The 13,046-nt window shown below is 69.5% G+C and carries 13 protein-coding genes; 4 read left to right on the top strand and 9 right to left on the bottom strand.

The window, feature by feature from the left end; all coding sequences use genetic code 11:
• Window positions 1-137 precede the first annotated feature (137 nt).
• The 5 genes from ACYVF6_RS01835 to ACYVF6_RS01815 are packed head-to-tail and all read right to left on the bottom strand — an operon-like array spanning window position 138 to window position 3,957.
• Complete coding sequence (locus ACYVF6_RS01835) at window positions 138-1,334, bottom strand: histidine kinase (RefSeq protein ID WP_460515005.1); 1,197 nt, start codon at window positions 1,332-1,334, stop codon at window positions 138-140.
• Between the two features lie 16 nt (window positions 1,335-1,350).
• Entirely contained in the window at window positions 1,351-2,034 is a 684-nt protein-coding gene (locus tag ACYVF6_RS01830; RefSeq protein ID WP_460515004.1) for a hypothetical protein, read from the bottom strand.
• The gene (locus ACYVF6_RS01825; protein ID WP_460515002.1) at window positions 2,031-2,576 is read right to left on the bottom strand and encodes a SigE family RNA polymerase sigma factor; all 546 of its coding nucleotides are present in this window, start codon (window positions 2,574-2,576) and stop codon (window positions 2,031-2,033) included. Before ACYVF6_RS01825 ends, ACYVF6_RS01830 begins: the two co-directional genes overlap by 4 nt.
• Window positions 2,554-2,970: a hypothetical protein gene (locus ACYVF6_RS01820; RefSeq protein ID WP_460515000.1), complete on the bottom strand. Its 417-nt coding sequence runs from the start codon at window positions 2,968-2,970 to the stop codon at window positions 2,554-2,556. Before ACYVF6_RS01820 ends, ACYVF6_RS01825 begins: the two co-directional genes overlap by 23 nt.
• A gap of 48 nt (window positions 2,971-3,018) precedes the next feature.
• The gene (locus ACYVF6_RS01815) at window positions 3,019-3,957 is read right to left on the bottom strand and encodes a cupin domain-containing protein (protein WP_460514998.1); all 939 of its coding nucleotides are present in this window, start codon (window positions 3,955-3,957) and stop codon (window positions 3,019-3,021) included.
• Window positions 3,958-4,020: 63 nt separating this feature from the next.
• Here ACYVF6_RS01815 and ACYVF6_RS01810 point away from each other — a divergent pair, with 63 nt between their 5' ends.
• Window positions 4,021-4,773 (top strand): SDR family NAD(P)-dependent oxidoreductase, encoded by a 753-nt coding sequence (locus ACYVF6_RS01810; RefSeq protein WP_460514996.1) that lies wholly within the window; start codon window positions 4,021-4,023, stop codon window positions 4,771-4,773.
• Between the two features lie 26 nt (window positions 4,774-4,799).
• On the opposite strand, the gene ACYVF6_RS01805 is transcribed toward ACYVF6_RS01810, so the two are convergent.
• Genes ACYVF6_RS01805 through ACYVF6_RS01790 form a run of 4 tightly spaced genes read right to left on the bottom strand, consistent with a single transcriptional unit; the run spans window position 4,800 to window position 8,381 of the window.
• Window positions 4,800-5,369: a DinB family protein gene (locus tag ACYVF6_RS01805; protein WP_460514994.1), complete on the bottom strand. Its 570-nt coding sequence runs from the start codon at window positions 5,367-5,369 to the stop codon at window positions 4,800-4,802.
• A gap of 54 nt (window positions 5,370-5,423) precedes the next feature.
• Window positions 5,424-7,169 carry a sodium/solute symporter gene (locus ACYVF6_RS01800; RefSeq protein ID WP_460514992.1) on the bottom strand — a complete coding sequence of 582 codons (1,746 nt, stop codon included), beginning with the start codon at window positions 7,167-7,169 and terminating at the stop codon, window positions 5,424-5,426.
• A 13-nt stretch (window positions 7,170-7,182) separates the two neighbouring features.
• Window positions 7,183-7,572, bottom strand: a complete 390-nt coding sequence (locus ACYVF6_RS01795; RefSeq protein WP_460514990.1) for a DUF485 domain-containing protein — start codon at window positions 7,570-7,572, stop codon at window positions 7,183-7,185.
• Window positions 7,569-8,381, bottom strand: a complete 813-nt coding sequence (locus tag ACYVF6_RS01790; RefSeq protein ID WP_460514988.1) for a LytR/AlgR family response regulator transcription factor — start codon at window positions 8,379-8,381, stop codon at window positions 7,569-7,571. Before ACYVF6_RS01790 ends, ACYVF6_RS01795 begins: the two co-directional genes overlap by 4 nt.
• Before the next feature lie 305 nt (window positions 8,382-8,686).
• Here ACYVF6_RS01790 and ACYVF6_RS01785 point away from each other — a divergent pair, with 305 nt between their 5' ends.
• From ACYVF6_RS01785 to acs, 3 genes are all read left to right on the top strand, one after another.
• Window positions 8,687-9,022, top strand: coding sequence for a DUF485 domain-containing protein (locus tag ACYVF6_RS01785; protein WP_460514986.1), 336 nt, complete (start codon window positions 8,687-8,689; stop codon window positions 9,020-9,022).
• Window positions 9,019-10,659 carry a solute symporter family protein gene (locus tag ACYVF6_RS01780; protein WP_460514985.1) on the top strand — a complete coding sequence of 547 codons (1,641 nt, stop codon included), beginning with the start codon at window positions 9,019-9,021 and terminating at the stop codon, window positions 10,657-10,659. The genes ACYVF6_RS01785 and ACYVF6_RS01780 overlap by 4 nt, the downstream gene beginning before the upstream one ends.
• A 293-nt stretch (window positions 10,660-10,952) precedes the next feature.
• Complete coding sequence (gene acs, locus ACYVF6_RS01775) at window positions 10,953-12,914, top strand: acetate--CoA ligase (RefSeq protein ID WP_460514983.1); 1,962 nt, start codon at window positions 10,953-10,955, stop codon at window positions 12,912-12,914.
• Window positions 12,915-13,046 lie beyond the last annotated feature (132 nt).

Raw genomic sequence — 13,046 nt, 5'->3', positions numbered from 1 at the left:
GATAGCGAGGACGGTCATGGCGCCGGGCTGGCAAGGCGGGCGGAGTCGTTCGTATCGGTCATACGGGCGATCTTCGTCCAACGCAGCCAGCGTGGGGCCAGGGCCGCCGCAGCCCGGCGACACTTGCAGGACACCCCCTAGGGGGTCGCCCGTACGCCTGGGTGGAACTTCGGGATCCGCATGCTGACCTTGGTTCCCGCGCCCTTCGCGGTCTCGACCACGAGACCGTACGGCTCGCCGAAGACCGCGCGCAGCCGCTCGTCGACGTTGCCCAGGCCCACGGAGTCGGAGCCGGGCTGGCCGGCCAGCGTCGCGCGGACGAGCTCCGGGTCCATGCCCACCCCGTCGTCCTCGACCGCGATCACGCACTCGTTCCCGGCGTCGGCCGCGACGATCGAGACGTGCCCCTTGCCGGGCTTGCCTTCCAGGCCGTGCCGGACGGCGTTCTCGACCAGCGGCTGCAGGCAGAGGAACGGGATCGCCACCGGCAGCACCTCGGGCGCGACCTGCAGCGTGACGTGCAGCCGGTCGCCGAATCGGGCCTTCTCCAGCAGGAGGTAGCGGTCGATCGAGCGCAGCTCCTCCGCCAGCGTCGTGAACTCACCGTGCCGCCGGAAGGAGTAACGCGTGAAGTCGGCGAACTCGATCAGCAGGTCGCGCGCCCGCGCGGGGTCGGTGCGTACGAACGAGGCGATCGCGGTCAGCGAGTTGTAGACGAAGTGCGGCGAGATCTGGGCTCGCAGCGCGCGCACCTCGGCCTCCATCGCCCGGGTACGCGACTGGTCGAGCTCGGCGAGCTCCAGCTGCCCCGAAACCCAGCGAGCCACCTCCGACACGGCCCGGACCAGTCCGGCGGAGGTCTGCGAGGCGTACGCCTGCAGCGTGCCGACCACATGCTCCTCGACGGTCAGCGGCGTGATCACCGCCGTACGCAGCGGGCAGTCGGGCTTGTTGCAGCGCACGACCTCGCTGCCGAGCACGTCCGTACGCCCCTGGGTCAGCGCCGACTCGGCGATCGCGACGACCTTGCGTTCGTGCTGGTGCTGGCCCTCACCGTCCCAGGCCAGCAGCGTGTCGAGGTCGGTCAGCGCGACGGCGGAGGTGCCGAGCAGGGTGTGGAGGTGCCTGACCGCGCGTTCGGCACTGGCGGTGTTGAGGCCGGTCCGAAGCGGCGGCGAGGCCAGCGACGCGGTGTGGAGCGTACGGAACGTCGCCTGGTCCGCGGGGGTACCGAAATGGCGCCGGCGGTCCAGGCGGATCAGCACCACCGCGGTCACCACGGCGGCCAGCACCAGGCCGACGCCGATCGCGACTGTCGGAAGCAGGTCCGTCACATGCGCGAATCTACGACTATTTCGGCCTCAGCGTCGTGCCATCCAGCTCGTAGACGTACGCGTCGGAGCACGCACCACCGCTCTGCTGTGCCAGCCGTACCCGCACCGTCGCCGGCTTGCCGGGCGCCTGGACCACGCGGAACTCGCAGACGTGCCCGCTCAGGCGGCCGTCGAACGCCAGCCCTCCCGCCGCTCCGACCTGCACGGGTCCTTGCCGCGAACCCCACTTGGCGCCGTCCCACTTCGAGGCCGACAGGCGAGCGGTGGCGGTGTCACCGGAGATGTCGGCCGTCAGGAGGACGTTCACGTCCTCGCCGACGACCAGCTCGCCGAGCACCGGAACCGCCGCCGACTCCTGCCGCATCCGGGACTCTCCGGACGCCTCCGTCTCGGACGGCTTCGCCGCGCTGGTGTCGTTGTCCTGCTGCGCCGCGGAGTCCTTGGCGGCGGACTCCGGCGCCGAGGCGGACCGCAGGTCCGGGCCTCCGGTGAGCTGCGGCACGACGATGACCGCGGTGGTGCAGGCCGCCGCGGCGGCGATCGCGCCGAACGCGATCACTCGTTTGGGCGAGTGCTTGCGGCGCGGCTGCTCGATCCGGCCGCGGATCTTGCCCAGGGCGTCCGGGCTGACTCGCGCGCTGTCGCCTTCGGTCCGCAGGGCGTCGCGGAGCCGGCCTTCGAAGTCGTTGTGCTCGCTCATCCTCGGCTCTCAGGTTTCTCGACCAGCTGCGCCAGCTGACGAAGCGCACGGTGGGTTTGGCTCTTCACGGTGCCGACCGAGATCCCCAGCACCGCGGCGGTCTCCTCTTCCGAAAGGTCGGCGTAGTAACGCAGCACAACGCACGCCCGTTTACGGATCGGCAGCGTGCGGACCAGCGCGGCCAGGTCGATGGCGTCGCTCACGTCGACGCCTGGCACGGGTTCCGGTGGTTTGGGCAGGTGCTTGCGCTCGACCAGCACGCGGCGATAGCGCTGGCGTACGAGGTTGACGACGGTCTGGCGGAGGTAGGCCGGAGCCTTGCTCTGGTCGCGCAGGCCGCGCAGTTTCGGCCAGGCCTTGACGAAAGCGTCCTGGGTCAGGTCTTCGGAGAGCTCGTTGTCGCCGGTGAGGACGTACGCGAGCCTGACCAGCTCGGCGTAGCGCTCGGCGAACAACTCGGCGAGGGTCGCCTCTTCGGCAGCGGAATCCGCGCGTACGGCCATGGTGAACATCATCCCGTCACCCGTGAACGAGGCGGCCATTGTCGACATGGAACGTCTCGGCTGGCGCACACTCGACCGACGACGACACGTTCACCTTGATCGAGGTGGTCGCCTCGGGTGTGTCGGCGACGGAGAAGTCGCAGATCCCGCCCTTGTCAGTCACGACGAACCAGAACCACTCGTCGCCCACCGGCTGGCTGCCGACCGACTTCCAGCTGTCGCCCGAACGCTCGAAGCCCTCGACGGTGACCGCTGCCGTGGGCGGATTCTCGGCACCCTTGGTCGCGGTGACGACGACCTTGAAGTCGCCGGCCGTGCCGGTGGCGATCTGCCGGCTTTCAGGTGCGGCGTTCGCCGGCACCGAGCCCGCGAGCAAACCTGGCACCGCGGCAAGCGCGAGAACGGCCGCGGCCACGCCGGAAAGCACACGCATCGCTGGAACCCTTCGTCGTGTGTGGGGAATGCTCTGACGCGTTGATCCTCAGCCCGGTGCCGAAGGTTGCCGCCAGACCGACGGGCTTTCGCCGTGGATTCGTTTGAACGCGACGCTGAACGCGAACGGATCGGCGTACCCGACCTTGCGGGCCACCACCGCGACGGTGTCCTCGGTGTCGCGGAGCAGGTCGGCGGCCAGCGACATCCGCCAGCCGGTGAGGTAGGCCAGCGGCGGCCGGCCGACCTGGCCGGTGAAGCGCGCGGCGAACGTGGCGCGGGACAGCCCGACCTGCTCGGCGAGCGCCGCGACCGTCCAGCGGCGGGCGGGATCCTCGTGCAGCAGGCGCAGCGCCTGGCCGGTGGCGGGATCGGACAGCGCGCGGTACCACGCGGGGAGCTCCGCACCCGGCCGCGCGCACCAGGCCCTCAACGCGAGCACCAGGACGAGATCCAGCAGCCGGGCCAGGACGGCATCCTGGCCCGGCTCGTCACGGGCGATCTCGGCGGACAGCAGGTCCAGCGCCGCCTGGGTTCGCGGGCCGGAGGGCACGACGGCCAGCGGAGGTAGCAGGTCGAGCAGGCGGGCGGCCGCGTCACCTCGCAGCTCGTACGCGCCGCGCAGCATCACGGTCGCGCCGGGGAGGTCGTCGCCGTACGTGCGCGGAGCCGAGGTGTGATGTGGGCCGGTCACTTCCCGGCCGTCGACGGTGTACTTCTGCTCGCCACGGATCACGAACTGCGCCGGCGTGGTGGGGTCGTCGGCGATCGTGTAGGGCCCGGTCGAGGTCACGAGGGCGATGTCGCCGGCGGTCAACCGCACAACACCGCCGTCGAGCCGTACGGACGCGCTGCCGCCGAGCGTGGCGACGACGGTGAGCGGGCGGGCCTCGGCGTAGGTCACCGCCCACGGCGGCCGTGAGATCAGCTGCCGGACGAGCGCGTTCGTGGCCCGGGCGCGGTGCAGGAGATCGGTCAGGACGTCCACGCTTCACAGAGTGCCAGACGATCGCAAAGGCATCGAGGACGTTCTCCCATGGATCATCCGAGCATGGGACGGTTGGCTGACCTCATGCTCAAATCCATCGCTGTCTTCGGAGTCGGCCCAGGTCTCGGCCAGGCCGTCGCCCGCCGGTACGGACGCGAGGGTTACGAGGTCGTCCTCGTCGCCCGCGGCCGGGACCGGCTCGACCAACTCGCCAAGGAACTGTCGGCCGAGGGAGTCACCGCCCACGTCGTCGCCGCCGACCTGGAACGGACCGATCTCGTGCCGTCGTATGCCGAGCAGATCCGTGCGTGCGTCGGCGACCTCACCGCGCTCTACTACGCGCCCGCCGCCACCGGCACCGGCTTCGCTCCGGCAGCCGGGCTCAGGGCAGAGCAGGTGAGCAACGGCATGCCGCGGACGGTCTACACGCTCGTGGAACTGGTCCGGGAGTTCCTTCCGGCCATGCTCGAACGAGGAGACGGCGCGATCGTCAGCGCCCAAGGCGCGAGCGCGATCCGCGGCTGGGCGGAAATGAGCGGCTGGCCGGTCGCGCTGGCGGCGCAGCGCCACTACCTCCAGTCGCTGTCGGCCGAGGTCAGCGGCAAGGGCGTGTATGTCGGCATGCTGTACATCGGGGCGCTGATCCGCGGCAGCGCAGCCGATGCGGCCTTTCAGGCAGCCGAGGCCGCTGGGGAGCCGGTGCCGGACTGGCCGGCCACCGACTCCGGGCAGCTGGCCGACCTGCTGTGGACCATGCACGCCGTGAGAGACCGGCTCGAGGTGGTCTTCCCGCCGGAACTAGCCGACCGCCGGTAACTGCCGCCGACTTGTCGGCACCGGGCTCACACCTGGACGTCGGCCGGTGCGTCTTCGCCGACCAGTCCGTCGACGAACTCGCGGATCAGGTCGGCGTGGCCGGCGTGCCGGGCGTACTCCTCGATCATGTCGACGATCATCCGGCGCAGGCTCGGCTGCCGGCCGTCGGGCCAGGTCCACTTCCCCGGAGAGTCCAGTCCGCCGTCGGCCAGCACCTGGTGGATGTTCGCCCGCGAGCGAGCCACGGCGTCCTTCCACAACGCCATCAGCAGCTCCGGCGTCTCGTCCTCGCTCAGCTGCCAGTCGAAGCCGGGCTCGGCGTTCTCCCAGTCGACCTGGTCCCACGGCGGTGGCGGTGCCTGGCCGAGCAGCTTGTACGCGAACCAGTCCCACTCGACCAGCGCCAGGTGCTTGAGCAGCCCGCCGAGCGTGATCGACGAGGCGCCGACGGTGGTACGCAGGCCCTCGGCGGAAAGGCCTCCGCACTTCCACGCGATCAGGCGGCGGCCGCGCTCGAGCTCGCCGAGCAGCGAGTCGACCTCGTTGCCGGCGACCGGCGGCTCGAGCAGGACAGTTTCGGTGGTGGTTTCCGTCATGGCGAGCACGCTAACGGCGGTTCCGGACGATCTACTTCCGGAACTCGCGCGCGCTCATTTCTGCTCGGCCGAGGGCCGCCACTCACCGCGGTCGACGTCGATCTGCTCGGGCGCGTGCAGGCGCACCATCGTGCGGCCGACGTCGGTCGCGGTCCAACGTGGTGTCAGGAGCGACACGACCACCATGACCAGGAACGCGGCCGGCACCGACCACGCGGCCGGCTGCTCGAGCAGTGCGGCCGCCCACCCCGAGTGCTCCGAGACCAGCGCCGCCACCACCGCTCCCCCGGCCAGCAGCCCGCCGACCACCAGGCCCGCGACCGCACCGATCGAGGTCAGCCGCCGCCACCAGATCCCGAGGATCAGCAGCGGGCAGAACGTCGAGGCCGCCACCGCGAACGCCAGCCCCACCACGCCGGCCACCGACAACCGTTCGGCGATCAGGGCCAGCAGGACGGGTACGGCGACCGCACCGACCGCGGCCAGCCGGAACCCCGTGACGCCCGACGGCGCGCGGCCGCGCAGCAGGTCCTGCGACAGCACGCCGGTCACCGACACCGCGAGCCCCGACGACGTGGACAGGAACGCGGCGAACGCGCCCGAGGTGACCAGCATCCCGAGCAGGGTTCCGCCCAGTCCGGGCAGCAGCCGCTGGGGCAGCTCCAGCACCACCGCGTCCGTACGTCCGGTGAACAGCAGCTCGGGCGTGTAGATCCGGCCGAGCGCGCCGTAGGCCGCCGGGAACAGGTAGAACGCGCCGAGCAGCGCGATCACCGCGAGTGCCGTCCGGCGCGCGGCCCGTCCGTCGGGGTTGGTGTAGAAGCGCACGAGCACATGCGGCAGGCCCATCGTGCCGAGGAACGTCGCGATGATCAGCGAGTACGTGGCGTACAGCGGATGGTCCTGCCCGCCGCCGAGCGGCATCGCCCAGGACCGGTTGTCGAGCTCGGGCAGGCCCTCGGCGACCGGTACGGCGGCACCGCGCGGGAACACGATCGTCGTGCCGGCCAGCACCGAGTGCGAGCCGGAACCGAGCCGCAGGCGTACGTCGGCGCGCCGGGTTCCGTCGACGACGCCGTTCACGGTGACCACGACGGGACGGTCGACCTGGATGGAGACCGAGGTGTCCACGCGTACGGTCGTCATCTCGCGGAAGACCGGCTGCTCCACGCCCGCCACCGGCGCGCCGTCCGAACGCCAGGCCAGGAACAGGAAGAGCACCGGCAACGCGATCGCGGTGAGCTTCAGCCAGTACTGGAACGCCTGCACCAGCGTGATGCTGCGCATGCCGCCCGACAGGACGTTCGCCAGCACGACGCCGCCGACCACCAGCCCGCCGGCCCAGTCCGGTGCCCCGGTCGCGGTCTGCAGCGTCAGGCCGGCGCCGCGGAACTGCGGCATCAGGTAGAGCCACCCGATCGCCACCACGAGGACGCTGGCCACCCTGCGAGCGGCGTCGGACTGCAGGCGCACCTCGGCGAAGTCGGGCAGCGTGTAGGCGCCCGAGCGGCGCAGCGGGCCGGCCACCAGGACGAGCAGGACGAGGTAGCCGGCCGTCCAGCCGACGGGATACCAGAGCATGTCGGCGCCGTAGGCAAGGATGAGTCCGGCGGCACCGAGAAAGGAGGCGGCCGACAGATACTCCCCACCGATCGCCGAGGCGTTCCACGTTGGCGAGACCGTTCGCGACGCGACGTAGAAGTCGGAGGTCGTACGCGACAGCCGCAGTCCGTACGCCCCGATGCCGAGCGTCAGTAGCGTCACCAGGACGACGGCGAGGACGCCTGGCGCAGCTCCCATGTGCTCCCTGCCTTCAGCCTCGGTCGACCAGGTCGGCGAACTCTCGTTCGTTGCGCTCGGCCTGCCGGACGTAGAACCACGCGGCGCCGATCAGTGCCGGGTGGACGAGCACCCCGAGCAGCAACCACGGCAGCGGAATGCCGAGCGTGTCGACCGTACGCACCTCCGGCACGAGCGCGAACACCAGCGGCAGGCCGAGCAGCAGGATGCCGACGATCACCAGCACCAGCAGGCCGAGCCGCAGCTGGGCGCGGATCAGCGTGGTCATGTAGACCTGCCCGAGCCGGGTCTGCGCGTCGATCTCGCCGCGGAGGTGCTGCCGCGCGCGGCGCGACGTACGCATCCGCGGACTGGTGACCGTGACCCGGCGAGGCGGCTGGCTCGCGCCCGGATCGGGGCTCATGACCGGGCCTGCCGGATCAGCAGGTCGCGCAGCTCGGCGGTGTGACGGCGGCTGACCTGGAGCTCGGCGCCGCCCACCTGCACGGTGCAGCGGCCTGACTCGAACCGCACCTCGGTCACATGCGCGAGAGCTACCAGCAGGCTGCGGTGGATCCGGACGAAGCCGGCGTCCCGCCAGCGTTCCTCCAACGTGGCAAGGGATGTACGCACCAGATGCGAGCGGCCGGCCTCGACGTGGAGACGGGCGTAGTCGCCGTGCGCCTCGACGTAGAGCACGTCGCTGCGCTGGATGAAACGGATCACGCCGCCGAGCTCGACCGGGATCGTCTCGTCGGCGGGCTCCGGCTGGCCGTATGCATTGCCACCGGAGTTGCCGGCGGAGTTGCCGCCGACGGCCGTCGACTCGGAAGCCGCAGCGGCCGCGCCAGCCGCACCAGCCGCACCGCCCGCGCCGCGCTCGACGATCCGCCGCAGGGTCTCAGCCAGCCGCGCCGGCCGGACGGGCTTCAGGAGGTAGTCGACGACATCGAGCTCGAACGCGTCGACCGCGTGGTCGTCGTATGCCGTGACGAAGACCACCGGCGGCGCCTGCACGAACCGGGCCAGTACGCGCGCCAGCTCCAGCCCGGTCAGGCCGGGCATGCGGATGTCGAGGAAGATCGCGTCGACGGGCTGTTGCTGCAGCACGCGCAGGGCTTCGGCGCCGCTGCCGGCCGTCAGGACATGGCGGATACGCCCGTCATGGCGCAGGAGGTACGCGAGCTCCTCGAGGGCGGGGATCTCGTCGTCCACAACGAGCACGCGTAACATCTATGAGAGCTTAGTGGCGATTCGGCCTGTCCCGTGGCTCTACGGGGTAGCTCGGAGTGGCCGGTTGTTCCGGCCATCGGTAGGCGAATGGTTCAGCTAGTTGATCACCGGGCCGTTAACCGTTCGTCGCTCAAGATCGACCGCTTACCGAAACGCTGGCTGCCGTACGCCGATCGAGCTGGCCTTTCGGCCGGTTGAGCGGCCAGTCGGGTTCCGTGGGTGGCGACATGTCCCTAACGTGACGCAAAAGACGGTGAGGATTTCGTCACACGTCTGGCATGTCCGCAGGACCACGGAGGTGGAGTGTGAGCGAGCCAAACTCAGTCCAGAAGCAATCGTACGCGACACTCGCCGCCAGTGATGACTTCAAAGAGCTACGCAAGCGATATCGCAACTTCGCGTTTCCGTGGACCGTGGCGTTCATGGTCTGGTACCTCCTGTTCGTCATCTGCGCTAACTGGGCTCCCGGCTTCATGAGCACGAAGCTCGTCGGAAACATCAACATCGCATTGGTGTTCGGCCTCCTGCAGTTCGTCTCGACGTTCCTCATCGCCTGGCTGTACGCGCGTCACGCCAACTCCAAGCTCGACCCGCTCGCCGACAACCTCAGCGACAGGTACCACAAGGAGGTCAAGGCATGAGCGCGTCGACGATCCTCGCCCAGACCGAGCAGGGCAACCAGACGCTGACGATCTCGCTGTTCCTGGTCGTCGTCGCCGTCACGCTCTACATCACGTGGTGGGCGAGCCGGCAGAACAAGACCGCCGCGGAGTACTACGCCGCCGGCCGGTCGTTCTCCGGCGTACAGAACGGCCTCGCGATCTCCGGCGACTACATGTCGGCCGCGTCGTTCCTCGGCATCTCCGGCTCGATCGCGCTGAACGGCTACGACGGATTCCTTTACTCCATTGGCTTCCTGGTCGCGTGGCTGGTCGCGCTGATGCTGATCGCCGAGCTGCTGCGCAACTCCGGCCGGTTCACGATGGCCGACCAGCTGGCGTACCGCATGAACCAGCGGCCCGTCCGCACGGCCGCCGCGACCTCGACCGTCGTCGTCTCGATCTTCTACCTGCTGGCTCAGATGGTCGGCGCCGGCACGCTCGTCGGCTTCCTGCTAGGCGTCAGCGGCAACGCGTTCCTGCAGAACGGCGTCATCGTCTTCGTCGGCCTGCTGATGATCGTCTACGTCGTCGTCGGCGGCATGCGCGGCACGACCTGGGTGCAGATCGTCAAGGCCGTCCTGCTGATGACCGGCACCATCATCATCACGTTCCTGGTGATGCTGAAGTTCAACTTCAACCTGTCGAGCCTGCTTGGCAGCGCGGCCGAGAACACCGGCAAGGGCGACGCGTTCCTCAACCCTGGCCTGCTCTACGGCACGAGCCTGGTCGGTGAGATCGACTTCATCTCGCTGGCGCTGGCCCTCGTGCTGGGCACCGCAGGCCTGCCGCACATCCTGATCCGCTTCTACACCGTCCCGACGGCCAAGGCCGCGCGCAAGTCGGTGCTCTGGGCGATCGGCCTGATCGGCGCGTTCTACCTCATGACGCTCGCCCTCGGCTTCGGCGCGGCTGCGCTGCTCGACACCGGCGAGAACAGCGACGTCGCCAAGTCCGCAGGCAACCTGGCCTCGGTGAAGGTGGCGGAGGCCGTCGGCGGAGGCGAGGGCTCACTCGGCGGCGCGATCCTGCTGGCGCTGATCGCGGCGGTCGCGTTCGCCACGATCCTCGCCGTGGTCGCCGGGCTGACGCTCGCCTCCTCGTCGTCGTTCGCGCACGACCTCTACGCCAACGTCATCAAGCGCGGGCAGACCACCGAGAAGCAGGAAGTCAACGTGGCCCGCTGGGCGGCTCTGGTCATCGGCGCCGTGGCCATCCTGCTCGCGATCGGCGCGCAGCGACTCAACATCGCGTTCCTGGTGGCGCTGGCGTTCGCCGTGGCGGCGTCGGCCAACCTGCCGGCCCTGATCTACAACCTGTTCTGGCGGCGGTTCAGCACCTCGGGCGCCGTATGGAGCATCTACGGCGGCCTGATCTCCGTGGTGGTGCTGGTGTTCTTCTCCCCCGTTGTCTCAGGTGGTGAGAAGTCGCTGCTCCCCAACGCCGACTGGTCGATCTTCCCGCTGAACAACCCCGGCATCATCTCGATCCCGATCGGCTTCCTGTGCGGTTGGCTCGGGACGGTGCTGTCGAAGGACACCACCTCGCAGGACCGGTACGACGAGCTCGAGGTACGCGCGCTGACCGGTTCCGGCGCGGAAGGAGCAACCCCGCACTAGCGACACCGAGGCTCCCGGCCGGGTGGCGGAGCGCACACCCCCTTGCGCGATCGCTTCCCTGCAGACCCCCGCCCGGCCGGGCTCCAAACCCCACTGAGAACCACAGCAGCCCAGAGCAAATGACCACGTTGACCTTCAGATCCTCGCCGGTCAACGTGGTCATTTGTGTACGGACCGAAAGTATTGGCCTGTGTGGTCCGCGAGAGTGGATCCAGCGTTTGGCGGCAGACTAAGGTCAGATGGGGCAGATCCAGTAACACGTGCGTAACCAGGCCAGAGAGGGGCACCGTCCCGTGAGCGAAGAAGCACTGTCGAACCTCCTCCACGAGGACCGCCGATTCCCACCGCCGGAGCAGCTCGCGGCGCAAGCCAACGCGACCGAGGCCACGTACACCGAAGCGAGTGCGGACCGGATCGCGTTCTGGGAGAAGCAGGCGCGACGGCTGTCGTGGGACACGGAGTGGACTCAGGCGCTCGACTGGAGCAACGCACCGTTCGCGAAGTGGTTCGTCGGTGGCAAGCTGAACGCGGCCTACAACTGCGTAGACCGGCACGTCGAGGCCGGCAACGGCGACAAGGTGGCCTTCCACTGGGAGGGCGAGCCCGGCGACACCAAGACCGTCACCTACGCCAAGCTCAAGGACGAGGTCTGCAAGGCCGCCAACGCGCTGACCGAGCTCGGCGTCCAGGCCGGCGACCGCGTGGCGATCTACATGCCGATGCTGGTCGAGACTGTCGTCGCGATGCTGGCCTGCGCTCGGATCGGTGCACCGCACACCGTGGTGTTCGGAGGCTTCTCCGCGACCGCGCTGCGTGACCGGATCCAGGACTGCGACGCCCGGGTCGTGATCACCGCGTCGGGTGGATACCGGCGCGGCGGCGAGAGCCCGCTCAAGCCCGCGGTCGACGAGGCGCTACGCGAGTGCCCGAACGTACGCAACGTGCTCGTGGTGAAGCGCACGTTCGTCCAGGTCGACTGGGTCGAGGGCCGCGACCTGTGGTGGGAGGAGTTCGTCGACGGGCAGAGCACCGACCACACGCCGGAGTTCTTCGACGCCGAGCACCCGCTGTACGTCATGTACACCTCCGGCACGACCGGCAAGCCGAAGGGCATCCTGCACACCACCGGCGGCTACCTCACGCAGGTCGCGTGGACGCACTGGTCGGTGTTCGACATCAAGCCCGAGACCGACATCTTCTGGACCGCGGCCGACATCGGCTGGGTCACCGGGCACTCCTACATCGTCTACGGCCCGCTGGCCAACGGCGTGACGAGTGTGATGTACGAAGGCACGCCGGACACGCCGCACCGCGGGCGCTGGTGGGAGATCGTCAACAAGTACGGCGTCACGATCCTCTACTGCGCGCCGACCGCGATCCGTACGTTCATGAAGTGGGGCGAGGACATCCCCGCGAAGTTCGACATGTCGTCGCTGCGGCTGCTCGGCTCGGTGGGTGAGCCGATCAACCCGGAGGCGTACGTCTGGTACCGCAAGCACATCGGCGGCGACCGCACTCCGGTCGTCGACACGTGGTGGCAGACCGAGACCGGGGCGATCATGATCTCGCCGCTGCCGGGCGTCACGCACGGCAAGCCGGGTGCGGCGATGACTCCGTTGCCGGGCATCAGTGCCGAGGTCGTCGACGACGCCGGGACGCCGGTCGGCGACGGGCACGGCGGCTACCTCATCCTGACCGAGCCGTGGCCGTCGATGCTGCGCACTCTGTGGGGCGACGACGAGCGTTATGTCGACACGTACTGGTCGCGCTTCGAGGGTCGCTACTTCGCCGGCGACGGTGCGAAGAAGGACGACGACGGCGACATCTGGCTGCTCGGCCGCGTCGACGACGTGATGAACGTGTCCGGGCACCGCCTGTCGACCACGGAGATCGAGTCGGCGCTGGTGTCGCACGCGAAGGTCGCCGAGGCCGCCGTCGTCGGAGCGACCGACGCGACGACCGGTCAGGCCGTCGTGGCGTTCGTGATCCTGCGCGGGTCCGCCGCCTCCGAGGGCGACACGATCGCCAAGGAGCTGCGCGACCACGTGGCGTCCGAGATCGGTCCGATCGCGAAGCCGCGGCAGATCCTGGTCGTGGAGGAACTGCCGAAGACGCGGTCGGGGAAGATCATGCGGCGGCTGCTGCGCGACGTCGCGGAGAACCGAGAGATGGGCGACGTGACGACGCTGCAGGACTCGTCGGTGATGGACCTGATCAAGTCGGGCCTGAGCTCCGGCAAGGGCGACGAGGACTGAGCTTCCCTTCGCAGACAAGCGAAAGCTGGCCACGGACGAGTGACTCGTCCGTGGCCAGCTCCGTTCCGGCCGGACCGGCACCAGTCCGGTGCCCGGCGCGGACTCGACCTGCCCTGGCTCCGCGTCGATCGT

Source organism: Flindersiella endophytica (assembly GCF_054779015.1).
The sequence above is the reverse complement of the archived record's forward strand: the minus strand, read 5'-3'. Positions and strand labels throughout refer to the sequence as shown.